This is a genomic window from Myxococcus sp. SDU36, assembly GCF_030168875.1.
GTDB lineage: Bacteria > Myxococcota > Myxococcia > Myxococcales > Myxococcaceae > Myxococcus > Myxococcus vastator.
Genome location: NZ_CP077414.1, coordinates 6783074 through 6808367 on the forward strand (window position 1 = coordinate 6783074; position 25294 = coordinate 6808367).

Consider the following 25294-nt stretch of genomic DNA (forward strand, 5'->3'; position numbering starts at 1 on the left):
TGGGGCTGCGCTCATCCCTGAGTCACCTGCTGTTCGGGTGCGAAGCCAGGCGCTTCGGCCGCTTGGGAAATCACTTGTGCGCGTTGACTGGTCGTTGTTATTAATATTGCGGTCACCGCAAGTGGGAGTGGAGGGCGTTGAGCAAGGAACCCTTCAAGCGTTTCGAGGCGCTCAGATTCGCCCGGCGTCTCTTGAATGAGGGCTCGTTGGTTCTCAAGCAGCACGCGAAAGACCGCATGAAGCAGCGGAACCTCGCGACCACGGACATCGAGAACATCATCGAAGGCGGAGTCGTGAACAGCGAGGGGGAACAGAAGGATGGTCGGTGGACCTACGTCATCGAGACTCCACGCATGGGGCTCGCGGTGGCCTTTCGCTGCGACGAAGCGGGCGATGCGAACGAGTTGGTCATCGTCTCGGTCTGGAGGAAGTCATGAAGTGTGAGAGCTGTGGCGGGGAGCTCTTGGAGACACGACTCGACAGCTACCACTTCGACGAAAGTGGGTTGGAGGATGTCATCCTCGTGGGGGTGGTTGAGCGCCGGTGCGAGAAGTGCGACGAACGAGAGGTCGTGATTCCGAAGTTGAAGGAGTTGCACCGAACCATCGCGAAAGCCCTGGCCGCGAAGAACAGCCTGCTGACGCCATCGGAGGTTCGATTCCTGCGCAAGCACCTGGGATTCTCGCAGGCCGACTTCGCCAAGCGCATCAACGTCCGTTCTGAAGCGGTGTCTCGCTGGGAGACTGGCGCCGAAGAGTTCAGCTGGCATTTCGAGTTGCTGCTTCGCTTGATGGTGATGCTGGAGCTTCACGAGCGGAACTACACCGTGAAGTCCTTCGACGAGGTCCAGGAGAAGAGGCTCACGGCCCCTGTCCGAATTTTCGCGGAGAAGTCAGCGTGGAGGCCAGACAGCACCTACATGCTGACCTCGGCCTGCTGAGGAGCGGTGTACCTCAGGGCAACACCGCGCCCTCGTCTTCACGCTGCCTGCCTCCCCGTGAGTTGGACTCGCGGCCTCAGGCGTTCGCCTGCCCCTGGAGCTTCTGCATCTCCTCGCGGCGGACCTCGGAGGCGGTGCGGACGATGTCCTTGCACGACATGCCCAGGTCCTCCTCGGTGACCTTCTGACCGAGCTTGGGCAGCACGTCCCGCTCCTCCATCGTCACGTGGTCCTTCACCACCTGCTCCAGCTCGCCGAACAGGGAGACCAGCTTCTTCGGGTCGTTGCGCGCGCGAATCATCTGGGCGATGAGCTGCGTCATCTCCCCGTGCTCCTCGACGGAGTCCTGAATCAGCTTCTCCCCCACCACCCGGCGCGCGGCGGGGTACACCCAGCGCTCCTCGATGGTGGTGTGCAACGTGAGCGCCTCCGCGAGCTGGACGCCGAGCGCTTGCCTGCTCGCGTCGTCCTTCGCCGCGCGACAGGCCTCGAACAGCGCTTCCACCTCGCGGTGCTGCTGAATCAACAGGTCAATCACGTCCACGGCTGCGCTCCTTGGAATCGGTTCGGTGTCCTCCAACGCTCCGCATGTGCGCGGGGCGCCGCAATCACCGCTCCAGGCACACGGAGAAGCCCTGCCCGGTTCGCTCCCATGAAGCCCCGGGCTGGCGCGCGTGCGACCGCTGCGCGCGCTCACGGCTGACGTGGACGTGAGGACTCGGAAGGAAGCCCCTCAGTCCTCGCCAGACTCGTACTTCTTCCGCTTCCGCCACAGGGTGGACGCGTCGATGCCCAGCACCCGCGCCGCCTCGTCCAGGGTGGGCGCCGAGGCCATGACGCGCAGCACGTGCTCGCGCTCGACGTCCTCCAGCGTGTGCGGCCCGCCCAGTGCCATGACCGGGCTCCCCGCCGCGGCGATGCGGTCCGGGAACGCCTGCGGCTCCAGCACCTCCGCCGGCCAGACGATGAGCGCCCGCTCCATCGCGTTGCGCAGCTCGCGCACGTTGCCCGGCCACCCATAGGCCCGCAGCATCTGCTCCGTCGCGGGCGACAGCTCCGGCGGAGGGCGCTGCGCCGCTCGCGCGAAGAAGGCGACGAAGCGCCGGGCCAGCGCAAGCAGGTCCTCCGGCCGCTCCCGCAGGGACGGCAGCTTCACCTCGATGACGTTCAGCCGGTAGAGCAGGTCCTCGCGGAAGCGGCCCTCCGCCACGTCCTTCTCCAGGTCCCGATTCGTCGCCGCCACCACCCGCACGTCCGCCTTGCGCGTGCGCCCCTCGCCCAGCCGTTCGAACTGCTTCTCCTGCAGGAAGCGCAAGAGCTGCGCCTGGAGCCCCGGACTCATCTCCGCGATTTCATCCAGGAACAGCGTGCCCCCTTCCGCCGCCTCCACGCGCCCCGGCTGGTCCTTCACCGCGCCGGTGAACGCGCCGCGCACGTGGCCGAACAGCTCGCTGGCCAGCAGCTGCTCTGACAGCGTGGGGCAGTTGACGGTGACGAAGGGCCGGCGCCGCCGCGCGCTCATCGAATGCAGCGCGCGGGCGAGCACCCCCTTGCCCGTGCCACTCTCTCCCCGCAGCAGCACCGCCGCGTCGGACGCCGCCGCGCGCGTCAACAGCCCGATGGCCGCGTGCATCACGGGTGAGGCCGTCTCCAACGTGGCCTCCGGCACCGCCTGGGACAGCTGCCCCTCCAGGTTCTCCAACTGCGACGCCAGCTCCTGGTGCCGCCGTGCCTTCTCCACCACGTGGCGAATCTGCGCGGGCGTGAAGGGCTTGGGCAGATAGTCCCGTGCCCCGCGCCGCATCGCCTCCACCGCCGTGTCGAACGTGGCGTAGGCGGTGATGAGCACGACGTCCAGGTGGGGTGACTCGGCCAGGAGGCGCGGCAGCAGCTCCATGCCGCTGGCCGTGCCCAGCCGCAGGTCGACGAAGGCCAGGTCGGCGGGGCCCTGCGCCAGCGCGGCCAGCGCGGCCTCGGGGGTGGCCGCCTCACGGACCTCGCAGCCGAAGCCCTCCAGGCACACGCGCAGGGTGTGGCGGATGTTCCGCTCGTCGTCCACCACCAGCACTCGCATGGGGCGCTCTCGAACGTCCATGGCTTCATCCTAGGCGCAATGCCCGCCGTCACACGGCCAGACTCCCTCCCAGCGTGCGGGAGCACACGCAATGGCCGCCCAGGTGTTGGCGGTTGCCACACATCCCCTGCACTCCGTGCTGGCGTTGCTCGCCGGTTTGGGCTGGAACAGGGGGCGTATGCGCTTGATGGGGATGATGGCAGGCGGCCCGCCGCCCGAAGACGGTGAAGAGGAGAACGTCTTCTCCCGCGCCCGAGGCCCCTCGCCGGCTGAAATGCGGAACCGGAAGCTCGTACTGGTGGGGCTCGGGCTGCTGTTGCTCGGTGCCGTCTGCCTGTACCTCCTGGGCGGGGAGAACCGGGCGCTGAAGGCGCTCTCTCCCGCGCAGCGGGCCTCGCTCTTCCAGGAGACGCGCGAGTCCTTCCGCGAGCTGTGCACCGGCGACGCGGGCACCACCCGCTTCCCGAAGCGCTGCGCGCGGATGGCGGACTTCCTCACCCGCTTCACGGAATGCGACGAGCCCTGCCAGCAGGAGATTGCGCCGGCGCTCCAACCCTCCGTGCGCTGACCCGAGCACTTGCCCGGGAAGCGACGCCCTGCCCTCCTTCCCGGACAGCACCGCGAAACCGGGCTACCGGGATGCGCGCCCGTGGGTGGGGTCAGGTCCTACCCGTCTTTCGCAGCGCTCCGAGTCCGTCCGAACGACACGGGTGGTGAGAGTTACCCGCCCGCGGACAGTTGGCTATCCTACGACGCGCGGCGTGAGCACCGGCCGCACGAGGATGTGGCTCCCGTGGGAGTCCACGGAAGGATGGCGACATGTGCTGGCGCAGCGAGCCCTGGAAGACGGGGTGGCTCTTCCACAGCCGGATTCTGGCCGCGACGCGCGGCATGGAGTCGCGGGCGTTGAAGGGTGCTCACGGTAGCGGGGAGGCCAGCGGGTGCGTTTGAAGCTCAAGCAGAAGATGATGTTGTTGCCAGCCGTTGTCGCGGTGTTCCTGGTGGCCATCCTGGTGGCGTTCTTCGCCCTGGGGGCGCGCTCCGGTGGCGTGTACGCGCGCATCAGCAGCTCGCACGTGCCCACCATCGAGCTGAGCCGTGAGGTGATGCACCGCTACCCGGGCCTGCACCGCAACGTGGTGGTGGCGGTGACGGGGAAGGTGGCGGAGGGGCTGGAGCCGGCGCGCGCGGAGGTGCGCGAGCTCCAGGCGAAGCTCGACCTCGCGCGGGCCGTCCCGGGGGCCAACACCGAGCGCACGGAGGCGCTCAAGGCGGCCCTGGCCACGTACTGGACGGCCGCCGAACAGGCGCTGGCGCTCGTGGTGGCGGATGACGCCCAGGCGGCGCCCGCGTTCGCGGCGGTGGAGGCCCAGGCCGCGGCGCTGCGCGAGGCGCTCCAGAAGGCCGTGGACGAGGACTCCCAGGCCATCGCCAGCTCCTATGAGGAGGTGGCCGGGCTGCACAGCGCCAGCACGTGGGCCGTGACGGCGCTGGTGCTGCTGTGCATCGCGCTGACGGTGGGGCTGGCCATCTGGCTGCACCGCGAGGTGACGCTGCCGCTGGCGAAGCTGACCCACGTGGCCACGCGCATCGCGGAGAAGGGCGACCTGACGCAGGCCATCGACGTGAGCGCTCACGACGAAGTGGGCGAGCTGGCGCGCGGCTTCCAGGTCATGGTGTCCCGGCTGCGCGACGTGCCCACCACCATCCAGACGGTGGTGACGGACCTGACGGAGGCGGCGAAGACGCTGACGCAGGCCAGCCAGGAGCAGGTGAACTTCCTCACCAACCAGTCCCGCAGCCTCACCGAGGCGAGCACCACCATCGCCGAAATCGCGCAGACGTCCAGCATGGCCGCCAGCCGCGCGGAGATGGTGCTCCGCGTGGCGGGACAGGCGGACGCGTTCAGCGCGTCCGGCCAGGAGTCCATCGAGAAGAGCGCGGAGGGGCTCCAGCAGATTCGCCAGCGCGTGGGCGCGCTGGTGGGCAGCATCGGGCACCTGAGCGACCAGGCCGTGCACGCCGGAGAAATCATCGGCAGCGTGAAGGACCTGGCGGACCAGTCCAACGTGCTCGCGCTCAACGCGGCCATCGAAGCGGCGCGCGCGGGGGAGCAGGGCCGGGGCTTCGCGGTGGTGGCGCGGGAGATGCGCTCACTCAGCGGTCAGTCGCTGCAGAGCACCCAGCGCATCGGCAAGATTCTCCTCGAAATCAACCAGGCCATCCGCCAGACGGTGGGCATCGCCGAGGGCGACAGTGAGAAGATGGAGGAGGGCATCGAGCAGGTGCTCGCCTCGGCCGACACGCTGAAGGAAATCACCACCGTGGTGCAGGAGAGCAGTCAGGCCGCGCGCCAGATTGTGGCCTCCGTCACCCAGCAGAACGCGGGCATCGCGCAGATGACCGAGGTGATGACCACGCTGTCCTCCATGATGGCGGACGTGGTGACGGCCACGATGACGGCCGAGCAGGCGGTGACGCAAATCAACACGTCGCTGGGGCAGCTCCAGGAGCTGTCCACCGGCTTCCGCGTCTGACACGGCCGCCGGGCCGCGCGGGTGCCACCGTCCTGGGTGGCACCCCGGCCCGGGGCCTGGACTCACTCCCCCTGCATCAGCCCGGTGACGCGCCCGTCGTCGTGGACGGTGACGCGGCGGGCGGCGGGCTCGCGCGGCAGGCCGGGCATCGTCAGGATGTCGCCGGTGAGCGCCACCATGAAGCCCGCGCCCGCGGACAGCCGCACCTCGCGCACGGTGAGCGTGAAGCCGCGCGGCCGTCCCAGCTTCGTGGGGTCATCCGACAGCGACAGGTGCGTCTTCGCCATGCACACCGGCAGCCCGGCGCCGCCCAGCGCGCGGATGGCGTCCAGGTCCTTCTTCGCGCTCGCGGTGAAGGCCACGTCGTCCGCGCCGTAGACGGTGCGGGCGATGGCGGCCACCTTCTCCTCGGGCGTCTGCGCCACGTCGTAGAGGAAGCGCGGCTGGGGCGGCGCGGCGTCCGTGCCGTCCAGCAGCTCCAGCACGCGGTCGGCCAGCTCCAGCGCGCCGTCACCGCCTCGCGAGAAGCCGTCGCACACGGCCAGCTCCACGCCGCGGGCCCTGCCGAAGGCGCGCAGCTCCTCCAGCTCGGCCTCGGTGTCCTGCGGGAAGCGGTTGACGCACAGCACGGCGGGCAGGCCGAAGGCGGCCACCGACTCCAGGTGCTTCTCCAGGTGGGCGAAGCCGCGCACCAGGGCCTCGCGGTCCGGCTCGGCCACGCGCGCGGGGGCGGCCCCGCCGTGGTGCTTCAGCGCGCGCAGCGTCACCACCAGCACCACGCCCCGGGGCCACAGCCCGCTGCCGCGGCACTTGATGTCCAGGAACTTCTCCGCGCCCAGGTCGAAGCCGAAGCCCGCCTCCGTGATGACCTCATCCGCGTAGGCCAGCCCCATGCGCGTGCCCAGCACGGAGCTGCACCCGTGGGCGATGTTGGCGAAGGGGCCCGCGTGCACCAGCGCGGGGCCGCCCTCGCGCGTCTGGGCGAGGTTGGGCATCAGCGCGTCCTTCAGCAGCGCCACCATGGCCGCCGCCGCGTCCACGTCGCGCGCGCGCACCGGCTGGCCGTCCCGGGTGTGGCCGATGATGACGCGGCCCAACCGCGCCTCCAGGTCCTTCAGCCCCTCCGCGAGCGCGAGGATGGCCATGACCTCGCTGGCGGCGGTGATGTCGAAGTGGTCCTCGCGCGGCACGCCTTGCGCCTTGCCGCCCAGGCCGACGATGACGTTGCGCAAGAAGCGGTCGTTCATGTCCAGCGCGCGCCGCCAGCGCACGCGCGTGGCATCCAGGGCCACCGGCTGGCCGTAGAAGACGGCGTTGTCCACCAGCGCGGCCAGCAGGTTGTTGGCGCTGGTGATGGCGTGCAGGTCGCCGGTGAAGTGCAGGTTGATGTCGGCCGCGGGCTCCAGGCTGGCCTGCCCACCGCCGGTGCCGCCGCCCTTCACGCCGAAGACGGGCCCCAGGGACGGCTCGCGCAGGGCCGCCACCACGCGGCGCCCCCGCTTGCGCAGGCCCATGGCCAGCGCCACGGACATCGTGGTCTTCCCTTCGCCCGGCGGCGTCGGGTTGATGGCGGACACGAGCACCAGGCGTCCCTGCCGGCCGCCCCGCTTGCCGAGCGCGTCCAGCGACACCTTGGCGCGGTGGGTTCCCCACGGCAGCACATCCTCGGGAGACAGGCCCAGCTCCGCGCCCACGTCGGTCATGGCTCTCAGCGTCATGCCGGGAATCTCCGCGCGGACCTGTCGGCGGTCAACGGCGCAGACGCGTGCCTGTTGAAATCCAGGGCCGTGAAGACCGCTGGCGCGCGTCAGTCCAGGCGGAAGCCTTCGGGGGCGCGGGGGTCCTTCCTGTCATACATGTTGAGGTAGAGCATCACCGGCGCCTCGAGCCCTTCGTAGCTGACGATGTACACGTCGAGCATGCCGGCGCCGAAGGGCGAGCCCTCCGATTCGAAGGCGCAGCAGCTTCCTCGCCGCTCGTAGCGAACCTTCTGCCCCTGGGGTCCCCGCAGGTGCTGGAGGTATTCGTGTTCCCCGTCGACGCCGCCGCCCACGTGGATGGGGTCGTCCTCGCTGAAGCCATAGCCGGAGGGCGCGCGGGAGGTGGCCTCGGGGGCCGCCGCTTCCGTCGCGGGCTCGGCCGGCCGGGTGGCGCTGGCGGTGGAGGCACAGCCCGTGGCCAACACGGGCACCAGGAGCAGCATCGCGAGGCGGGAGGTCGTCATGCGGCGGGAGCCTATCGCTTTCGCACGGCGAGCGGCCTTGGCGTCGGGAGCCCCTCCGGCGGTGGCAGCCGAGCAGGGCGGCCCCTTTCATGCCCTTGGCGTGCGCCGCATCTTTCCGCCGGAAACGTCCCGCCAACGAGGCCGAGGAGCGCCCATGTCGAAGGTGCACATCCATGAGCAAGGGGCATTCCGCGGGACCAGCAGGAGCACCTCTTCGAGCGCTTCTTCCGCGCTCGCAACGCGCCGATCTCCGGCTTCGGTGGCCTGGGGTTGGGGCTCTACATCTGCCAGGACATCGTCGAGCGGCATGGCGGACGGCTGTGGGTGGAGAGCGAGCTGGGACGCGGCTCCACCTTCCACTTCACCGTGCCGCTGGCGCCCGCGTGACGGTGCCTCACCGCGGCAGGGACTGCGCGGCCTGCCGCTGGCGGGCCACGCGCAGGCGCCACACCGCCACGGGGATGCTCACGGTCAGGAGCGCCATGCTCCAGCGCCACGGCCCCTCCGTCCACACGCGCTCACGCAGCGGGGCGGGAGCCTGGGCGCCCAGGAGGAAGGTGGCGGTGGCCAGCACGAACACCGCGAAGCCCTTGCGCAGCAGCGCGGGGGGCACGCGCCCCGCGAGCCTTCCTCCCACGAGGCTGCCCGTCAGCGCGGCCAGGAGGACCTCGCCGGTGAGTTGCCAGGGCAGGTCCAGGTGGCCCAGGTGTCCCACCAGGCCGGCGGCGCACTGGAGCGCGATGACCACCAGGGACGTGGCGGTGGCGACTGGCATGGCCAGCCCCGCCAGTGACAGCGCGGGCACGATGAGGAAGCCGCCCCCCGCGCCCACCAGCCCCGACAACACGCCCACCGCGACGCCTTGGGCGAGCACGCGCGCAGTGGGGAGCGGAGGGCCGCTGGTGACGGCGGGGGCGGCTTCCCGGCGGCGAAGCATGGCCACGGCGGCGGCCACCATGACGCCCGCGAACAGGAGCAGCAGCGTGCCGGGCGCGAGGTGGGGATTGAGCCGGCCGCCGAGGAAGGCCCCGCCCATGCCGCCTGCGCCGAACACGAGCGCGGTGCGCCAACGGACGCGGCCCGCGCGCGCGTGGAGGACGGCGCCACTGGCGCTGGTGACGCCCACCACCACCAGGGACATGGCGATGGCCGTCCGAGGCTCGACGTCGAGCACGTAGATGAGCAGCGGCACGGTGAGGATGGAGCCGCCGCCTCCGAGCAGCCCCAGCAGGAGGCCCACGAGCAGCGCGCCCGCGAGGCCCGCGTACGGCATCACCGCTCGCCTTCCGCGCGCGCGACGGCGAGCAGGTCCTGGCACGTACGCAGCAGGTGCTCGAAGGCGGCGGTGTCCCGGACGCCCGGCGGCCGCGTGGCCTGGAGCGCGCCGAGCACGGCGGTGAGCGCTTCCCGGGACGGGGTCGTCATGGGGGGCACGGTGGGACCTTCGTGGGGCGGTGGTGCCAGGGCGCGGTGGAGGCCGTCGAGCAGCCCGTCGCGGACGGCGCCCAGCGTGGGCAGGGTGTGGGGGGCGGTGCGCACCACGGGCAGCCGCGCGGTGTTCCACGCGAGCATCCCGCCTCGCAGGTTCATCACCCGGGTGAAGCCCAGGGTGACGAGGCGCATGGCCGCCCTCGCCGAGCGCGCCCCGGAGCGGCACACCAGCACCACGTCCGTGTCACGCGGCCAGGCGTCGACGACGTCCCGCACCGTGGCCAGCGGCGCGTGCCGGATGCCCGCGAGGTGGCCCAGGATGCCGTCGAGCTCGGCGGCCTCTCGCACGTCGACCTGCGTGAGCTCGGAGGGCAGGCACGCCGCGAGCTGTCCCACGTCCACGTCGCGGTAGCCCGCGGGGTGGGGCGCGGCGTTGTCGAAGAGCGGGTGCATGAGGGCTTCAGGGCTGGAGGGGAGGTGAGGGCGGCGTGTGTCCGCAGGCCCGGTTCGCGGGGACGGCCACGTCCAGCTTCCGGGGCGGTGGGAGCTGGAGCGCGTTCATCAAGGCGATGAAGTCCTCGCGCGTGCGTCCGGCGAGCCGGGGGTTGTGCTGCTTCTCCTCGCCCACCGTGGACATGGCGTGCCCGGCGTAGTCGTGGCCGGGGTACACCGCCGTGTCGTCGGGGAGGGTGAAGAAGACGCGGGTGATGACGTCGTAGAGCTGGCCCGGGTCGCCGCTCTGGAAGTCCGTCCTCCCGGTGCCTCGGATGAGCAGCGCGTCTCCGGTGAAGAGGCGGCGCTCACAGAGGAAGCTCAGGCTGTCGTCGGTGTGGCCGGGCGTTTCGAGCACCTGGACCTCGAGGCCGCCCACGCGCACGAGGTCTCCGTGATGCACCGCCCGGTCCACGCAGGGCGCGCCGCGGCTGGAGCCCACCACGGTGGCGCCTGTCCGCTCGCGAAGCACCCCCGCGCCGGTGACGTGGTCGGCGTGGACGTGCGTCTCCAGCACCACGGACAACGTGAGGCCCAGCTCCCGGAGGAGCTTCAGGTCTCGCTCCGCCTGCTCCAGCACCGGGTCGATGAGCGCGGCGGCGCCCGTGGCCTCGTCGGCCAGGAGGTACGTATACGTCGAGGTATCCGCGTCGAAGAGCTGCCGGAAGCGCATCGTCCGTCTCCGTCTGAGTGGGGTGCGAGCCCATCACTGCCAGCGACGTGCCAGCAGGCCGGGCGGTGGAGGTGGAGGGCTCGGGCCGAGTGCGCGCGGGGCGCCGGCACAGCGGAAGCGGACCCCGCGGGCACGAGGGAGTGTTTCAAGTTCGCTCCTGTGAAACGCGCTTGAAACAGGGGTGAAACGTCGTTCGAGGGCGGAGTTTCGTGGCCGTCGCCCGGGTGTCCTTGGCGTCAGGCGATGAACGCGTGGCTGCTGTGTTGGAGGGGCGCTCAGCGCTCCGCCGTCGCTCCCAGGGCGCGCAGGCGCCGCCACAGCGTCACGCGGCTGACGCCCAGCAGGCGCGCGGCCTCGGAGCGGTTTCCGTCCACCTGGGCGAGCGCGGCGCGGATCCGCTCCGGCTCCAGCGAGGCCTCCGGGGCGGGCCTCGTCACGGGCGCTGGCTGCCGCGGCTCGGAGAACTCCGGTGGCAGGTCCGCCTCGTGGACCACCGGGCCTTCTCCGATGACGTAGGCGTACTCCACCACGTTGCGCAGCTCGCGCACGTTGCCGGGCCAGGGGTGCTCCTCCAGCAAGCGGCGGGCACCCGGAGAGAAGCGCTGCACGCGGCGGGTGCCTCGCTGGTGCAGCTCCTCCAGGAATCGCAGGGCCAGCGGGAGGATGTCGCCTCGTCGCTCCCGCAGCGTGGGCAGGAAGAGCGGCACCACGCGCAGGCGGTACATCAAGTCCGCGCGGAAGCGCCCCGCCTCCACCTCGCGCCGCAGCGGCCGGTGGGTGGCGGCGATGATGCGCACGTCCACGGGCACGGGCTGACGGCCTCCCACGGGGATGACGGTGCGCGTCTCCAGCACGCGCAGCATCTTCGCCTGGAGGTCCAGGGGCATCTCCGCCACCTCGTCCAGGAACAACGAGCCCTTGTCCGCGAGCCGGAAATGCCCCGGACTGTCGCGCACCGCGCCCGTGAAGGCGCCGCGCACGTGGCCGAACAGCTCGCTCTCCAGCAGGTTGGGCGGCAGCGCGGCGCAGTTGATGGCGCGAAACGGCCCGCGCGCCCGTGCCGACAGCGCATGCAGCGCGTGCGCGATGTGCTCCTTGCCGGTGCCCGACTCTCCGCGAACGAGCACGCTGGATTCGGTATGGGCCACCTTCTCGACGATGCGGAAGACGCGCCGCAGCTCGGGCGCCTGGGTCCACAGGCCGTGGAAGAGCTCGGCGTGGCCGTCCAGCGCGCCCTCGGCATCCGGCGTGATGAGCAGGGCCCACCCGCCCACGCGGGCGCCGCGCGGCAGGGGGACCGCGCGCACCCGCACGGACTTCAGGCGCCCGCCCACGCGCAGCCGGGCGGAGGTCTCCCGGCCGTCCTTGAGCAGGGCGTCGTCCAGCGGCTCCGCGCCGTCGGGACGCACCAGGACGTGCGCCAGCGGCGCCCCGGCGCGAGGCGCGCCGCCCAGCAGGGCCTCGAGCGCGGGTGTGAGCGCGCTCACCTTGCGCGCATTGTCCACGAGGAGCACGGGGCCCGCGAGGGCATCCAGGGCGGGGAGCACGAGGTGAGCGGTGGGCATCGTCGGTGCATAGCCCGCCCCCCCGCGTCTCATGCAAGGCCCCGCATCATGAAGGTCCAGTAGAGGTTCGGCAGGCCGTACTTCTTGAGCAGCCACATATCGCGCCGCTCCTGGAGGGTGTCGATGAGCGGGATGCTGGGCGCGGGCTTGCCGTCGTAGTCGAACTCGGCGAGCAGCAGGCGCCCATAGCCGGTGGTGAGGGGGCAGGACGCGTAGCCGTCATACCGCGCGGGCAGGGGCTGGTCCTTCATGCAGGCCAGGAGGTTCTCCACCAGCACCGGCGCCTGCTTGCGCACGGCGGCGCCCGTGCGGCTGGTGGGCAGGTCCGACGCATCGCCGAGCGCGAAGACATTCGGATGGTCCGGGTGCTGGAGCGTGTACTTGTCCGCCTTCACCCAGCCGGCATTCGGCCCCTCCTGCCAGGACAGGGGGCCGCGCTTGATGAAGTCCGGCGCGCTCTGCGGCGGGGTGACGTGCATCATGTCGTAGGCCAGGGTGACGCGCTCCGTCTGCCCGTCGCGCGAGGTCTCGAAGGTGGCCTCGCGCCGCTCGCCATCCACGGCGATGAGGTTGTGCTGGTAGCGGGCGGTGATGCCATAGCGGTGCACCACGCCCTCCAGCACGGAGGCGAAGGGCTTCACGCCGAAGATGACCTTCGCGCCGGAGCCGAAGACGACGCTGGAGCGCTCCAGCACGCCGGTGCGGCGGAAGTGGTCGGCGGCCAGGTACATGATTTTCTGGGGCGCCCCGGCGCACTTCACGGGCGTGGAGGGCTGGGTGAAGAGCGCGGTGCCACCCTGGAAGCCCTTGAGCAGGCGCCACGTCTTGGGCGCGAGCTGGACGTCATAGTTGCTGCTGACGTGGGGGGTCTTCAGGGCCTCGCGCAGGCCCGCGACCTTGTCCCAGTCGAGCTGGATGCCGGGGGCGACGACGAGGAAGTCATAGCCCAGGCGCAGGCCGCCGCGGGTGAGGACCTCCCGCGCCTCCGGGTCTATCTCCGTGGCGGCGTCGCGGACCCACTTCACGCCGCGCGGGATGAGGCGGGACTCGTTGCGCACGGTGTCCTCGACGCGCGCCTCCCCGGCGCCCACCAGCGTCCACAGGGGTTGGTAGTAGTGGTGCTGGGAGGGCTCGAGGATGGCGACGCCCTTCTGTCCAGCGCGCGCCAGCCGGGCGGCCACCGAGATTCCGGCCGTGCCACCTCCGATGATGAGGACGCGATGGTGTTCGCGCACCGGCACCACCCTGGGGCTGGACGGCGTCACCGAATCCCCGCGGCCGCGGTCCTCATTCGTCTGCATGTCGAGCGCTCCCTTGTGACGCGTGAAACGGACAGGAGGCCCCAGCAGGGCCCGTGCCACACTCGTCCCCGAGTGCAGGCCTCGGGTGACGGGGTGAACAGGGTGTTTCCCGGTCGTTTCAGCGTGTTTCAGGGCGCGAGGGCGGCGGCACCGGCAGAGAGGGCCCGGTGCCGCGCGCGGACCGCTACTTCCCGAAGATGCCGCGCAGGCGCTTCTTCGCTTCTTCCTCGGCGCGCTTCTTGGCCTCGGCCTCCAGGCGCGCCTTCTCCTCGGCGGCCTTGGCCTCCAGCTCCTTGCGCCTGGCCTCGGCCTCGGCGCGAAGCTTGTCCTCGCCGCCTTCGATGAGGCCCTGCACCTGCTGGCCGCGCTCGCCGCCAATCAGGCTGCCCGCCAGCGACGAGGCCGCCAGCTTCGCGATCTGCGTCACCGCCGGCTTCACGTCCAGGCTGGTGACCTCCGGCTTCCACGCGGGGCCCGTCAGCTTCAGGCCCACGGGGATGGCGGCCGGCGGCGTCACCTTGCCCAGCGTCAGCGTCTTCACCGTGGCTGGCGTCAGCGACACCGAGCCCGTCAGGTCCAGCGTGCCGTCCAGCCGGATGCCGCCGTCGAAGCTCAGCGCCGCCTCCGGACGCGACCACTGCAGCGGCTTGGAGAGCTGGGCCACGCCGTCCTTGATTTGCACGCTGAAGGGCAGGTCGCCGCCCAGCTTCGTCACCTGCTCGTTCTTCAGGCCCTTGGCCGCGATGGGCAGCGCCTTGGCGAGCGGCTCGGACACCGCCGACACCAGGTCCTTGCCCAGCAGCTCGCCATCCAGCAGGTCGCCGTTGATGCCACCGAGCAGCGTCTGCTTGAGTTTCTCGGACGTGTAGCCCACGCCCTTCACGTCCACGTTGCCGTTGAACCTGCCCGTCACGGCCTTCTGCGGGGTGAACTGCGTCAGCGCCTGCTCCACCGCGACGCTCTCCACCTTCACCTTCGCCTCGAAGGGGCGCTGCTCCGGCTGCGGGCCCAGGCGCACCGTGGTGCCGTCCGCGGCGATGCGTCCGCCGTAGACGCCCGTGGAGAACTTCTCCACCGTGATGAGGTCGTCGGTCATCTTCACCACGCCCGTCACGTTCGTCATGGTCATCTCCAGGTAGCGGAGCGTGCCCACCGCGAAGCGAAGGTCGCCCCGGTAGCCGTTGAAGCGCGTCGGGTCATCCGACGGCGGCTCCTCCGGCGGCGGACCACCACGCGCCTGGACTTCCTCCTCGCTCATCATCAGCGCGTCCGCGTCCAGGTTCTGGCTCTTGAGGTCCGCGGCGAACGTCGTCGTCTGCTGCTTCCCCGTGCCCGCGAGCGCGAAGGACGCGCTGCCCGTCATCGTGTCCGCGAGCACGTTCGCGGTGAGCTTGGGGATGTCCACCTTCATGCCGGAGCCCTTCCCGGGCGCGTAGGTGCCCGCGGCGCTCAGCTCCATCCGCTGTCCCGGGGCCTTGTCCACCAGCAGGCCGGGCCGCAGGTCGACGCCGCCCAGGTCCGCCTTCGCGTCGAAGCGCAGGGCGCCGCCGGTGGCCGCCGCGCCGGAGACTCGCGCGGAGAGCTTCATGGCCCCGCCCGCGTCCTTGGTGAGCTGGGCCGGCACGCGCAGCCGCACGGGCGTCAGGTCCACGTTGACGTCAATCGCCTGCGCGTCCTGCGTGCCGCTGCCGCGCACATCCAGGCCGATGGGGCCGGCAATCATCCCGTTGAGCTGCTTGCGCAGCGGCGGGTAGTACTCGGCGAGCGCGGCCGGGTCCAGGTTGCGGCCCGTCAGCTCGAAGCCCTCCACCGCGGGCGTGTCGGTGAGCAGGCCCTTCACGCTGCCCTTGCCGCTGAGGCTCGCGGGGCCCAGGTCCACCTTCAGCTTGTTGAGGGCCAGGTCACCGGTGGTGATGTCTCCCGCGACGTCGGTGTCCATGACGACGTCCAGCGCCTTGCCGCCCTCGGAGCCGGTGAAGCTCAGGCCCAGGGCCTTGATGATGCCCACCAGCTTCGTGGGGCCCTGGCCGCCGGGGACGGCGCCGCCCAGGTCCGCCTGCCAGTCCGCGTCCAGCGTGCCCGCCCGCAGGCCGATGTCCGGCGGCAGGAAGGGGCCCAGCGGGGCGAGGTCGATTTTCTGCGCCTTCAGCGTCACGCGCTCGGGCGTGGGGACCAGCGTGGCCGGCAGCGGCGCGGCGTGCAGGGACACCTGGAGGTTCTGGGTGTCCGCGAGCACGGCGGCGGCCAGGTTCACCACCAGCGGCTTGCCCACGCGCAGGTCCTTCACCTCGATGTCCAGGTCCTTCACGCCCAGCTCGCGGGCTTGCTCCCCGGCGCCGCGGTCCACGAAGCGGATGGCGCCGTCGGTGAGGGCCGCGCGCTCCACGTGGACGCCGGAGAGGTCCATGGGCTGGGACTCTTCAGTCGGCGCCTCCTCTTCCTTGGGCTGCTGTTCTTCCAGCCGCTGGAGCAGGCGCTGCACGTTGGTGGTGCCATCCGCGAAGCGGACCAGGTTGACGGTGAGGCCGGAGACCTCCGCGTTCTTCACCTGGATGTCCTTGCCGCTGGAGGACAGGAGCGGGCCCGCGGCGACGCGGACGTCAATCTGAGCAAGCTGGGCCAGCGGCAGGTCTTCCCCTTCGGCGGGGCCGACGGTGACGTTCTCCACCTGGGCGCCCAGCGTGGGGAAGAGCTTGGTGGAGATGTCCCCGATTTCGATGGGACGTCCCAGGAGCTGGGAATAGGTGGCGGCCTGGTCGCGGGCCGTCTTCAGCAGGATGGCGTCCAGTCGCCAGAGGGCCACGGCCACGATGATGACGAGGAGCGCGAAGACTCCTCCGAGGACATAGGGCCAACGGCGCTTCTTCTTCACCACGGTGTCGGACATCGCTTGAAACCTCCTCCATCGAGCGGGCCGCGGGCGCCAGCCTGTGCGGTACCCGATGGGCAGGCAGACGCTTAGCCCAGCCCTGACGCGTCCGCACGCGTCAGACGCGCTGGCCCGCGGCGGGACAGCAGCATGACTGTTCTGCCCAGGACGACGCTGGAGGCGGGGAGAAATGCACGGAGGCGTACATTTCGAAGGACGGACGGCCGCTCTGGGGGCACAAAAAGAGGGGACACCAGCCGGCTCCTGGTGCCCCCTGCCACTCGACACTTCTCCGAAGTGGGCACCCGGCACCAGGAAGGGAAGGGGCCAACGCCGTCCCGGTTGGCTCCTGGGGCCGGCCGCGCCGAGGGCGAGCAGGCGCCTACCGCTCAGCGCACGCCATTGCCGGTCAGGTCACACATGCCCGCCGGCCGCATGCGGAGCGCGCGCAGCTCGCGGCCGTAGTCGGCGCTGTCGCTGGCGACGAAGTAGAGGTCCCACCCCGAGCGGACGAAGTCGCTCGGGAGCGAGTGCATGGCCCCCGGCGCGATGCCCTGCACCTCGAACGCCCCCTGCTCCCGGGTGTCGCTCACCCACGCCTCCCGGCCCCCGGCCTCCGTGTAGGCGCTGAAGAAGAGGTACTCCTCCACGGCCGTCAGCTCCGAGGGCTCCGAGCCCTGCGCGCCCACGGCGATGTCGGCGTGCAGCTGCGTCCCCGCGCTCGTCCCGTCGCTGCTCCACAGCTCGCGGCCATGCACCCCGTCATCCGCGACGAAGAAGAGCCGGTCCTTCACCACCGTGAGGTACATCGGCTGCGACGGCACCGTGCCCGGGTAGATGTCCTTCACCCGCGTCGTGCCGGACGTCGTGCCGTCGCTGCGCCACAGCTCGAAGTCCATCCCCTCGGCGCCCGTCGTCGCGCTCAGGAAGAGCTTGTCCTTGTAGGAGACCAGCCCCAGCGGCGCGCCAATGAACGTGTACACGTAACGCGCCCAGCCCGACGTGCCGTGGGTGACGTAGAGCCGCGTCTCGGGCGCATCGAAGTTCCAGGTGAAGAACAGCTTGTCCCCCACCGGCGTCAGGTCGCCCAGCATGTGGTCCTCCGGCCCATCCACGAGCCGCACGAAGCGGGTGCCATCGGTTCGGTACAGCTGCACCCGGCTCGCCTGGCGGTCGGTCGGTGAGAAGATGTTCACCTTGACGTAGAGCGCGTTCGTCCCCGCCACCAGCTCGAAGTGGCTGGAGACCAGGTCTCCCTCGGTGCTGAAGTCACGCAAGAGGTAGGTGCCCTCCTCCGTGCCGTCGCTGCGCCACAGCTCGCGGCCATGCACGCCATCGTTCGCCGTGAAGTACAGCACGCCGTCGTAGAACGTCAGCTGCTCCGGGGCCGAGCCCAGCGCCCCTGCCGAGATGTCCTTCACCAGCGCCGTGCCCCCGGTGGTGCCATCCGTCTTCCAGAGCTCGCGGCCATACATGCCGTTCTTCGCCGCGAAGTACGTCGTCGTCCCGCCCTGGACGAAGGGACCCGCGTCCGAGCCCGGGCTTCCGGTGTTCACGTCCAGCAGCGGGCGCGTCCCCGAAGCCACGCCCACGCTCACCCAGGGCTCACGGCCCCACACGCCATCCGTGGCGGAGAAGAGGAGGGCCTCGTTGCCGTGGGTGAGGCCCCGCGGATAGGAGTGCCCCGCGCCCGGGAGGATGTCCCGCACGATTCGGGCCGTCGTGTCGCACAGCTCCCAACCGGCCGCCGCGCCCAGGCGCGCGGTGTCTTCACGGCCAGCGGCGGCTTCCACCTCCCCGTGCTCCAGGCGAACCGGGTAGGGGGCTTCAATGTCGCATCCGACGGTGGCGAAGCCTGAGACGGCGGACAACAGCAAAGGAAGGCTCTGTGCGCGAAGACGCATACTCACTCCTTGTTTCGGTGGCTGGGGCGGTGGGGTGCCGTGGTCGCGCAATCTGGCCGGGATGTGACGAAACCCAACCCGTCCGCGAGTCGGTCCAGGACTGTCATTGCGTGACAGTCGCCCTCCGCGGGCGCCTCGGCGTACGAGCCCGGGGACCTTCAGCCGACAGCCCGGGCGCGAGCTGTTCGACGAAGAATCATCCAGAGCGCGCTTCCCGCTTTCCGAACCGCCGCCTCATCACGAGACTCGAGCCGCCATGCGCATCCGCTCCTCATTCGTCCTGTTGGCCTGTGTCTCCGCTTGCGCTTCGCGCCCGGGGCCTGGGCCGGAGTCCTCCACGGCCATGCCCACCGCCACCGTCTCCGCCGCGGATGCCGACTACGTCCTCCTCGCGCGCGAGTACCTGGATTGGTATGCGGCGGCGCATCCCACCCGGGCCACGCGGCTCGGCTATCACATGCATGACGCCCACCTGCCGGACGTCTCTTCGGACGCGCTGAAGCGCAAGGCGGAGGCGCTGCGCGGCTGGCTGACGCGCCTGGAGCAGGTGGAGGCGCGCGGTGGCCTGTCGGGAGACGCCGCCGTGGACGTGCGCGTGCTGGAGAACGCGATGCGCGCCGACCTGCTGGAACTGGAGGAGGTGCGCCCCTGGGCGCGCAACCCGGGCTTCTACGTGGGCATCATCTCCAGCGGGCTGGACGGCCTGTCGTCACGCGAGTTCGCCCCCGTGGCCGAGCGCATGCGCGCCATGCGCTCCCGGATGGCGCGCATCCCCGGCGTGCTCGACGCGGCGCAGTTCAACCTGAGCGGCGTCCCGAAGCTGTGGGCGGAGTACGCGCTGCGCGACGCGCGTGGCACCGTGGTGTACCTGCGCACGGACCTGCCCCGGACGCTGGCGGCGCAGGGGTATGCCCAGGTGCCGCTGAGCGAGCGCGCCGCCTTCACCGCCGCGCGCGAGGAGGCCGCGCGGCAGCTGGAGGCCTTCGCGGTGTGGCTGGAGCGCGAGCTGCTGCCCAAGGCGGACGGCGACTTCCGCCTGGGCCGCGAGCGCTTCGAGAAGAAGCTGGCGCTGGAGGAGCACGTCACGCTGGACGCGGACGCGCTGCGCGACATCAACGAGCGCGCCATCCGCGACTACAAGGCCTGGGTGGCGCGAGAAGCCGCCCGGTTGGACGCCTCCAAGACACCCGAGCAGGTGATGGCGGAGCTGGTGAAGGACCACCCGAAGGCGGAGGAGCTGGTGGCCTCGGCGCGGGCGCAGTTGGTGGAGCTGCAGCGCTTCGTGCGCGAGCGGAACATCCTCACGCTGCCGTCGGACCGGCTGCCCGTGGTGCGGGAGACGCCGCCCTACGCGCGGCTGGGCTTCGCGTCCATGGACACCCCCGGCCCCTTCGAGAAGAAGGCCACCGAGGCCTTCTACAACATCACCAACGTGGAGCCCGGCTGGACGCCCGAGCAGAAGGCCCAGCACCTGACGTACTTCAACCGCGCGGGCCTCCTGGGCATCACCGTCCACGAGGCCATGCCCGGCCACTTCGTGCAGCTGCTCTACGGCGCGCGGATTCCCACGGACGTGCGCAAGGTCTTCACCCCCGCGTCCCTGGTGGAGGGCTGGGCGCACTACTCCGAGCAGATGATGGTGGATGAAGGCCTGGGCAATGGCGACCCCGCCGTGCGGCTGGGGCAGCTCCGCCGCGCGCTCCAGCGGCACGCGCGCTGGTACGCGGCGCTGGCGCTGCATGTGTACGGGGAGCCCTTGGAGGAGGTGGCGAAGCGGTACGCGGAGATTGCGTACTTCGAGCCCTTCCCCGCGCTGCGCGAGGTGGAGCGTGGCACGCTCGACCCCACGTACCTGTATTACGCCGTAGGGCGCATGCAGATTTTCAAGCTGCGCGACGACTACCGCCGCCACCTGGAGTCGCGCGGTAAGACGCTGGTGCTGAAGGACTTCCATGACAGGCTCCTCCAGCTGGGGCTGCCCGTGTCGCTCGCGCGGGAGGTGTTCCTGCCGGGCGACACGGCGCCGTCGCTGGAGTGAGCCGCGGGCTACAGCTCGATGACCCGGGGCGTCTCCTCCTGCTCCACCTGCGAGCGGGAGGCGAGCCCGTCGTAGGTCACCTCGAAGACCTCACAAGCGGCTCGAAGCAGCGACATTCCGACCCTCCCCACCACCACCGTCCCGAAGGGAAGCTGTGGCCGGGTGGTGCTTCGTGCATCCCTGCACAGCCCCGGCCGTTCACCGTCGGACGTTGACCGCGCTTGGCGTCACTTCTTCTTCGGCGCCGTCCCCGACATGTCGCGGATGAAGACGCGGTCGATGCCGTGGATGCGCAGGGCCACCAGCTCGTCCGGCGTGACGTTGGGGTAGCCCGACTCACGCATTTGCTTCACGAAGTCGGGCGTGACGCCGTGGATGCGGAAGGCCAGAAGCTGGTCCTGGGTGAGGTCCGTGAAGCCCAGCTCGCGCAGCTGCTTCACGAAGTCGGGCGTGACGCCGTGGATGCGGCCCGCGACCAGCTCCTTGAACGACAGGCCGGGGTAGCCCGCGTCGGACAGGCCGCGCACGTACTTGGGCGTCACGTCGAAGATGCCCGCCTGGATGAGCTCCTCCGTACTGAGCTGCTTGTAGCCCAGCGCGGCCAGGGCCTGGATGCGGGCGGTCGTGACATTCGTCGCCGCCAACTGGAACTGCGCCTCGGGCGTGATGTCCGAGTAGCCCAGCGTGGCCATCGTCTTGAGGAAGGCGCTGCTGGCCTCGAAGCGGAAGTGGCCCGCGCCCTGGCCGTCCTGGAACTGACCGTCGAAGCGGAAGGTGCCGGCCTCACGCGGCAGGGTGAAGGTGGTGGCGCCGCCCGTGGTGGACAGTCCCTGGAAGGACGCCAGGGGCTCGGTGAAGCCCATGTTGCGGTGCGGGCCCTGCTGGAGCTGGAGGTTCAGGGTGGAGGGGTCGCTGCGCTTGGTCGAGGCAGACCAGGTGCCGCGAGGCTCGAAGGTGGAAGAGGCCGCGACGGCGGAGGTGGCCATCAACAACAGGGCCACGAGGGACAGGCGTGACGACATGAGACGCATGGTGGGCTCCTTCGGGTAGACCCCTCCCGTGCGGCGCGCGTCCGGTGGGACGTGCGCCGAGCGGGGTGGGGCAATCGAGACGTGAGGGGGGAGGGACGAACGGCTTACTTCGAACCGGTGCCGCGCATCTTCCGGATGAAGTCCGCGTCCACGCCGCCGGTGCGCAGCCGCACCAGCTCATCGACGGAGAGGTCCTTCAGGCCCGCGTCGTGGAGCTCGCCCAGGAAGTCGGCGTCCACGCCCGTGGCGCGCAGCCGCTGGAGCGCCTTCGCGTCCGTCGTCTGCACGCCCGCCTTGCGCATGCTGGCGAGCCAGCCCGCGGAGACGCCCACGGCGCGAAGCCGCGTCAGCTCCTGGGCCTTCAGCTTCGACAGGCCGTGCTTGTTCAGCTCGCGGATGTACTCGGGGCTCACGCCCACGGCGCGGAGGTGAGCGAGCTCCTCCAGCGACATGCCGGTGTAGCCGGCGTCCTTGAGGCCGCGGACGAAGTCCTCGTCCACGCCCACGGCGCGCGCGTGGGACAGGGCCTTCGGGTCATCGACGTTGAAGCCCGCGGACTCGAGGGACTGGATGTACTTGGGCGTGACGCCCAGGTGCCGCAGGTGCGTCAGCTCCTCCGCTTCCAGCTTCCGGCCGAAGCGCGTGTTCATGTCCTGGATGTAGTCGGGGGTGACGCCAGCGTGGCTCATCGTCACGAGGTTGGCGACGGTCGGCGTGTAGCCCATGGCCGTCAGCTGCCGCACGCGCTCCGGGGTGATGCCCGCGTTCTTGAGCGCGATGAGCTGCGCCACGGAGAGCTGCTGGCCCGCGCCGACCCGCGTCTGCCCGTCAAACTCCCGCTGGGCGCGCGCACCCAGGCTCCGCGCCGGAGGAGCGGGCGGCGGGATGGGGCCCGGAGCCGCGCGGGCCGCCACGGCCGCGACGCTGGCCGGAGCCGCGGGGGGCGCCGGGGGCGCGGGCGGTGTCACGGGCGTGGGCGCGGGCGGCACCGGCGGGGTGAGCGAGAGCGCCGGGATGGGCGGAGCCTGGACGAGGACGGGCTCGTCTCCCGGCCGCGGCGCGGCGTCCGTCTGTCCCAGCAGGAGCGACGTCAGCGGCGCGGCCACGGCGAGGCTGCTGACCAGGGTGAGCACGGAGGCGCCCGCCGCCCAGCGCGAGGCACAGCGCGACGTGGGCAGGGTGATGAGCCGCCGCACGCGCTCCGGCAACGAGCCGCCCAGCGCGGACATGGCGGGGCTCGGCGTTCCGGGCAGCACGCGGAGCGTCTCGAGCGCCGTCAGCGCCCGGGCGTAGGAGACGGAGTTGCCGCTGGCGGCCACCGCGACGTCGTCGCAGCAGTGCTCCCGCTCGACGCGGATGACATGGGAAATCCAGCGGACCGCGGGGTGGAAGAAGAGCAGCGTCTCCACCAGCACCTGCGCCAGGTTCACCGCGAAGTCGTGACGGCGGATGTGGGCCAGTTCATGGGCCAGCACCATTTCCAACTGCCGAGCGGGCAGGCCCGCCAGGGTGGACACGGGCAGGAGCACCACGGGCGATAGCCAGCCCACCGCGGCGGGCACGTCCACGTCGGAGGACTGGAGCAGCCGCACCGCGCGGTGCAGGCCCAGGCGCCGCGACAGGGCGTCCAGCCGCTCCTGCCATGCAGCGGGCGCGGGCAGGGCCCGGTCCGCTAGCCGGCGCAGCTTCATCCACTCCGCCGCCATCCGCCCCGAGCTCAGACCCACGCCCGCCGCCCAGGCGAGCACCAGCCAGTGCAGGTGCGCTTCAACCACGGACAGCGCGCGTTGCAGCAGCAGCCCGGCCATGACCAGGAACGAGCCCAGGCCCGTCAGCACCGTGCTCTCGAAGCCATTCGCGGCGCCGTCCTCGGCCATGTCCGCGTCAATCCACGCAGGCGACGCCGCGACGGGCGACAGGCGCCAGGAGGGACGCGCCGCCGTGCTCTCCATGGGGTGGGGATTCGCGGCATCCACCCGGAGCCGCGTGGGCGGCGCGGAGGTGTCCATGGCCACTCGCGCGGGCGCGCCGTGGAAGTGCTTCCACCCGGAGGCCACCGGCAGCGCGAGCGCCAGCACCAGCGCCCCGCAGGCCAGCGCGTAACGCGCATGCGCCGCGCGCCGCCCCACCGTGACGAGCGCCACCGCCAGCAGCAGCGCCACCAGCGTGCCCTGCCAGAGCGAGTGCAGCAGCGCCCACCCCAGGGACTCCATCAGCAGCCGGCTCATTCCTCGCCTCCTTCCAGCGTGTCGAGCAGCCGGCGCAGCTCCGCCAGCTCCTCGGGGCGCGTCTTCTTCGACGACAAGGCCTGCATCGCCAGCCGCGCCGGAGAGCCACCGAAGGCGCGGTCCACCAGGTCCGTCACCAACTGGCGCTGGGTGCGCTGCTCCGTGGCCCGAGGCCGGTACACGTGCGCGCGCTGGGACTCGTCACGCTCCACCAACCCCTTCTCCGTCATGATTTGCATCAGCTTCAGCACCGTCGTGTACCCGGTGCCCTCCGGCTCGTCGCGGGTGAGGGCTTCATGCACCTCGCGCACCGTGCTGTCGCCACGCGCCCAGAGGACCCGCAGGATGGCCAGCTCCCCATCCGTGGGACGCGGCAGCTTCGTCTCACTCATGACGCTTCCTTCCGTGACTCGATTGCCTGAAGCCATATTACGAATGGATTCGTAGATGTCAACGAAGCCCTTCGTAGATGCGGGCCGTCAAAAGCCCCCTGCCTCTGGGTGAGGGAGGGGGCTCGGAGGCTTCAGGCGGGTGCCCGGCCGTCAGCCTTCGTGGCGCCTGGCGGGCTCCGGGGGCGGCGTCTGGGCGGCGGCCTGGCGCTCCCAGAAGCGGCGCGGGTGGCCGTCACCCCGGGTGCCGCCGGAGAGCCGGTCCACCCAGGGATAGCGCTGGGCCTCCTCGGACGTGTAGCCCAGGTTGAAGACGGTGGGGCTCTTGGGCCTGTCACCGGACTTCTCATAGAAGGTCCCGAAGAGGCGGTCCCAGAAGTAGTTGGTGATGCCGTAGTTGCCCTGCTCGTTGTGGAAGTGGTGCGACAGGTGCAGCCGCTTGATGTCCTTCAGGAACTGGGACTTGGGCGTGTAGTTCAGGTGCTGGATGCAGTGGCAGAATTCATAGAAGCACGTAATCACCATGGCCCAGCCCAGCGCGGCGGCGGCGCCTGCCTTGCCGCCGATGAGATAGCCAATGGGGGCAATCACGCCGCCCACCGTGGGGAGCACGTTGGCCAGCGCGCCGAAGAGCACGCGCAGGTCGTGTGGGTCCTGGTGGTGGTCGAAGTGGATGCGCTTCCACGTCGCCGCGGTGAGCGGTGATTTGTAGAGGAAGCGACTGTGCAGGATGTGCTTGTGCACCAGGTACCAGCCGAAGGGGAACGCCACGCTCGCGGCGAGCATCGCCAGCAGCATGCGCAGCGGGCTCTCGAACCACCTCACGGCCAGGACCAGGCTGATGATGCCCACGGTGATGTAGGCCACCACCGCGTAGTAGGTGAAGAACGAGTAGACCAGGTCGCCCAGCGTCATCCGGTCCAGGTTGTGCTTGCGGTGCTTCAGGAACGAAAAGGGTGCGCTGACTGCCACGGTATCCTCGCGACAAGCCGCTGCCCCCGCGGAGGCAGACGAAGCAGGAGTGTGTGCGCGCCGTCCCCGCCGGCCACGGGGCTTACGGCGGTGCTGTCAGTACCAGGGGCCCTTGAAATTGCCGCATCCTGAAAGCCGCGCCATAGCGTTTTCCTGGAGCAGGCAAGAAGCAACCCTGCTGAATGAACAGGCGGTGTGTTGCCTGCCTGCCCAGAAGCCAGCCCAGGCACGGGCTTCCTTCGCGTCCGATAGCAGCCCACTTTCCTGGAAGCGAGGATGACTTTCCGGGAGGCGCGGATGGCGGAGCACGAAGGACAGCAGACACGCAGGACCCAGGTACGCAGGCGCAGGACATCGGCTCCCAAGACAGTGCGCACGGGTGAACGGAGTGCCGCGCCGGACCGGGGCAGCATCGCCCTGCGCCGCACGGTGTCGGAGTACCGGGCCACGGCGGAGGAGCAGGCGGCGCGCGTGCGTGAGGAAATCGAGGCGGCGCTGGTCCAGGCCCGCGGCACCCGCGAGGCCATTGAACAGCGCATCGCGGAGCAACTGCACGCGCCGCCCGTGAGCCGCACGCCCGCGCCGCGGCGCAAGCGCGCCACCCGCCGGGCGTCCCGGAAGTAGCG

The 25294-nt window shown here is 70.8% G+C and carries 21 protein-coding genes and 1 pseudogene; 7 read left to right on the forward strand and 15 right to left on the reverse strand.

Features of this window, described 5'->3' with window-relative positions; genetic code table 11:
- Window positions 1-137 precede the first annotated feature (137 nt).
- Both KGD87_RS27570 and KGD87_RS27575 read left to right on the forward strand, forming a co-directional pair.
- Entirely contained in the window at window positions 138-437 is a 300-nt protein-coding gene (locus tag KGD87_RS27570) for a DUF4258 domain-containing protein (protein WP_284663847.1), read from the forward strand.
- Window positions 434-940: a type II toxin-antitoxin system MqsA family antitoxin gene (locus KGD87_RS27575; RefSeq protein WP_284663848.1), complete on the forward strand. Its 507-nt coding sequence runs from the start codon at window positions 434-436 to the stop codon at window positions 938-940. The genes KGD87_RS27570 and KGD87_RS27575 overlap by 4 nt, the downstream gene beginning before the upstream one ends.
- 76 nt (window positions 941-1016) lie before the next feature.
- On the opposite strand, the gene KGD87_RS27580 is transcribed toward KGD87_RS27575, so the two are convergent.
- Both KGD87_RS27580 and KGD87_RS27585 read right to left on the reverse strand, forming a co-directional pair.
- Window positions 1017-1484 carry a hemerythrin domain-containing protein gene (locus KGD87_RS27580; protein ID WP_284663849.1) on the reverse strand — a complete coding sequence of 156 codons (468 nt, stop codon included), beginning with the start codon at window positions 1482-1484 and terminating at the stop codon, window positions 1017-1019.
- Window positions 1485-1673: 189 nt separating this feature from the next.
- Window positions 1674-3035 carry a sigma-54-dependent transcriptional regulator gene (locus tag KGD87_RS27585; protein WP_284663851.1) on the reverse strand — a complete coding sequence of 454 codons (1362 nt, stop codon included), beginning with the start codon at window positions 3033-3035 and terminating at the stop codon, window positions 1674-1676.
- A gap of 157 nt (window positions 3036-3192) precedes the next feature.
- Between KGD87_RS27585 and KGD87_RS27590 the strand changes: the two genes are divergently transcribed.
- A complete protein-coding gene (locus KGD87_RS27590) occupies window positions 3193-3582 on the forward strand; it encodes a hypothetical protein (protein ID WP_284663853.1) in 390 nt (129 codons plus the stop codon).
- A 373-nt stretch (window positions 3583-3955) separates the two neighbouring features.
- Window positions 3956-5551 carry a methyl-accepting chemotaxis protein gene (locus KGD87_RS27595; protein WP_284663855.1) on the forward strand — a complete coding sequence of 532 codons (1596 nt, stop codon included), beginning with the start codon at window positions 3956-3958 and terminating at the stop codon, window positions 5549-5551.
- A 62-nt stretch (window positions 5552-5613) separates the two neighbouring features.
- Here the strand turns inward: KGD87_RS27595 and KGD87_RS27600 are convergent, their stop codons facing one another.
- Both KGD87_RS27600 and KGD87_RS27605 read right to left on the reverse strand, forming a co-directional pair.
- Complete coding sequence (locus tag KGD87_RS27600; RefSeq protein WP_284663857.1) at window positions 5614-7269, reverse strand: formate--tetrahydrofolate ligase; 1656 nt, start codon at window positions 7267-7269, stop codon at window positions 5614-5616.
- Window positions 7270-7358: 89 nt separating this feature from the next.
- Window positions 7359-7775: a hypothetical protein gene (locus tag KGD87_RS27605; protein WP_284663859.1), complete on the reverse strand. Its 417-nt coding sequence runs from the start codon at window positions 7773-7775 to the stop codon at window positions 7359-7361.
- Between the two features lie 183 nt (window positions 7776-7958).
- On the opposite strand from KGD87_RS27605, the pseudogene KGD87_RS27610 reads away from it, so the two are divergent.
- A pseudogene (locus KGD87_RS27610) lies at window positions 7959-8162 on the forward strand (sensor histidine kinase); the annotation flags it as partial.
- A gap of 7 nt (window positions 8163-8169) precedes the next feature.
- Here KGD87_RS27610 and KGD87_RS27615 read toward each other — a convergent pair.
- From KGD87_RS27615 to KGD87_RS27645, 7 genes are all read right to left on the reverse strand, one after another.
- Window positions 8170-9048 (reverse strand): sulfite exporter TauE/SafE family protein, encoded by an 879-nt coding sequence (locus KGD87_RS27615; RefSeq protein WP_284663860.1) that lies wholly within the window; start codon window positions 9046-9048, stop codon window positions 8170-8172.
- Entirely contained in the window at window positions 9048-9659 is a 612-nt protein-coding gene (locus KGD87_RS27620; RefSeq protein WP_284663861.1) for a rhodanese-like domain-containing protein, read from the reverse strand. Before KGD87_RS27620 ends, KGD87_RS27615 begins: the two co-directional genes overlap by 1 nt.
- Before the next feature lie 7 nt (window positions 9660-9666).
- Window positions 9667-10371, reverse strand: a complete 705-nt coding sequence (locus KGD87_RS27625; RefSeq protein WP_284663862.1) for an MBL fold metallo-hydrolase — start codon at window positions 10369-10371, stop codon at window positions 9667-9669.
- A 275-nt stretch (window positions 10372-10646) separates the two neighbouring features.
- Window positions 10647-11936 (reverse strand): sigma-54 interaction domain-containing protein, encoded by a 1290-nt coding sequence (locus KGD87_RS27630; protein ID WP_284663863.1) that lies wholly within the window; start codon window positions 11934-11936, stop codon window positions 10647-10649.
- Window positions 11937-11965: 29 nt separating this feature from the next.
- Entirely contained in the window at window positions 11966-13237 is a 1272-nt protein-coding gene (locus KGD87_RS27635; RefSeq protein ID WP_284663864.1) for an NAD(P)/FAD-dependent oxidoreductase, read from the reverse strand.
- 184 nt (window positions 13238-13421) lie between these two features.
- Window positions 13422-16124, reverse strand: coding sequence for a DUF748 domain-containing protein (locus KGD87_RS27640; protein WP_284663865.1), 2703 nt, complete (start codon window positions 16122-16124; stop codon window positions 13422-13424).
- Between the two features lie 371 nt (window positions 16125-16495).
- Window positions 16496-18010 (reverse strand): ELWxxDGT repeat protein, encoded by a 1515-nt coding sequence (locus KGD87_RS27645; RefSeq protein WP_284663866.1) that lies wholly within the window; start codon window positions 18008-18010, stop codon window positions 16496-16498.
- A 343-nt stretch (window positions 18011-18353) separates the two neighbouring features.
- Between KGD87_RS27645 and KGD87_RS27650 the strand changes: the two genes are divergently transcribed.
- On the forward strand, window positions 18354-20048 hold the full coding sequence (locus KGD87_RS27650; protein WP_284663867.1) for a DUF885 domain-containing protein: 1695 nt from the start codon (window positions 18354-18356) through the stop codon (window positions 20046-20048).
- Between the two features lie 227 nt (window positions 20049-20275).
- Here KGD87_RS27650 and KGD87_RS27655 read toward each other — a convergent pair whose 3' ends face one another.
- From KGD87_RS27655 to KGD87_RS27670, 4 genes are all read right to left on the reverse strand, one after another.
- Window positions 20276-21079, reverse strand: coding sequence for a 4-hydroxy-3-methylbut-2-enyl diphosphate reductase (locus KGD87_RS27655; protein ID WP_284663868.1), 804 nt, complete (start codon window positions 21077-21079; stop codon window positions 20276-20278).
- Between the two features lie 104 nt (window positions 21080-21183).
- The gene (locus KGD87_RS27660) at window positions 21184-23307 is read right to left on the reverse strand and encodes a M56 family metallopeptidase (protein ID WP_284663870.1); all 2124 of its coding nucleotides are present in this window, start codon (window positions 23305-23307) and stop codon (window positions 21184-21186) included.
- Window positions 23304-23699 (reverse strand): BlaI/MecI/CopY family transcriptional regulator, encoded by a 396-nt coding sequence (locus KGD87_RS27665; protein ID WP_026113917.1) that lies wholly within the window; start codon window positions 23697-23699, stop codon window positions 23304-23306. Before KGD87_RS27665 ends, KGD87_RS27660 begins: the two co-directional genes overlap by 4 nt.
- Window positions 23700-23849: 150 nt before the next feature.
- Window positions 23850-24668: a sterol desaturase family protein gene (locus KGD87_RS27670; RefSeq protein ID WP_284663875.1), complete on the reverse strand. Its 819-nt coding sequence runs from the start codon at window positions 24666-24668 to the stop codon at window positions 23850-23852.
- Between the two features lie 276 nt (window positions 24669-24944).
- On the opposite strand from KGD87_RS27670, the gene KGD87_RS27675 reads away from it, so the two are divergent.
- Window positions 24945-25292 carry a hypothetical protein gene (locus tag KGD87_RS27675; RefSeq protein ID WP_284663876.1) on the forward strand — a complete coding sequence of 116 codons (348 nt, stop codon included), beginning with the start codon at window positions 24945-24947 and terminating at the stop codon, window positions 25290-25292.
- Window positions 25293-25294 lie beyond the last annotated feature (2 nt).

Bases quoted from the DNA above. Each gene is read 5' to 3' on its own strand.
- KGD87_RS27575 (WP_284663848.1), top strand. From the start codon at position 434: ATGAAGTGTGAGAGCTGTGGCGGGGAGCTCTTGGAGACACGACTCGAC.
- KGD87_RS27585 (WP_284663851.1), bottom strand. From the start codon at position 3,035: ATGGACGTTCGAGAGCGCCCCATGCGAGTGCTGGTGGTGGACGACGAG.
- KGD87_RS27590 (WP_284663853.1), top strand. From the start codon at position 3,193: ATGCGCTTGATGGGGATGATGGCAGGCGGCCCGCCGCCCGAAGACGGT.
- KGD87_RS27600 (WP_284663857.1), bottom strand. From the start codon at position 7,269: ATGACGCTGAGAGCCATGACCGACGTGGGCGCGGAGCTGGGCCTGTCT.
- KGD87_RS27605 (WP_284663859.1), bottom strand. From the start codon at position 7,775: ATGACGACCTCCCGCCTCGCGATGCTGCTCCTGGTGCCCGTGTTGGCC.
- KGD87_RS27615 (WP_284663860.1), bottom strand. From the start codon at position 9,048: ATGCCGTACGCGGGCCTCGCGGGCGCGCTGCTCGTGGGCCTCCTGCTG.
- KGD87_RS27620 (WP_284663861.1), bottom strand. From the start codon at position 9,659: ATGCACCCGCTCTTCGACAACGCCGCGCCCCACCCCGCGGGCTACCGC.
- KGD87_RS27625 (WP_284663862.1), bottom strand. From the start codon at position 10,371: ATGCGCTTCCGGCAGCTCTTCGACGCGGATACCTCGACGTATACGTAC.
- KGD87_RS27630 (WP_284663863.1), bottom strand. From the start codon at position 11,936: ATGCCCACCGCTCACCTCGTGCTCCCCGCCCTGGATGCCCTCGCGGGC.
- KGD87_RS27635 (WP_284663864.1), bottom strand. From the start codon at position 13,237: ATGCAGACGAATGAGGACCGCGGCCGCGGGGATTCGGTGACGCCGTCC.
- KGD87_RS27640 (WP_284663865.1), bottom strand. From the start codon at position 16,124: ATGTCCGACACCGTGGTGAAGAAGAAGCGCCGTTGGCCCTATGTCCTC.
- KGD87_RS27645 (WP_284663866.1), bottom strand. From the start codon at position 18,010: ATGCGTCTTCGCGCACAGAGCCTTCCTTTGCTGTTGTCCGCCGTCTCA.
- KGD87_RS27650 (WP_284663867.1), top strand. From the start codon at position 18,354: ATGCCCACCGCCACCGTCTCCGCCGCGGATGCCGACTACGTCCTCCTC.
- KGD87_RS27655 (WP_284663868.1), bottom strand. From the start codon at position 21,079: ATGCGTCTCATGTCGTCACGCCTGTCCCTCGTGGCCCTGTTGTTGATG.
- KGD87_RS27660 (WP_284663870.1), bottom strand. From the start codon at position 23,307: ATGAGCCGGCTGCTGATGGAGTCCCTGGGGTGGGCGCTGCTGCACTCG.
- KGD87_RS27665 (WP_026113917.1), bottom strand. From the start codon at position 23,699: ATGAGTGAGACGAAGCTGCCGCGTCCCACGGATGGGGAGCTGGCCATC.
- KGD87_RS27675 (WP_284663876.1), top strand. From the start codon at position 24,945: ATGACTTTCCGGGAGGCGCGGATGGCGGAGCACGAAGGACAGCAGACA.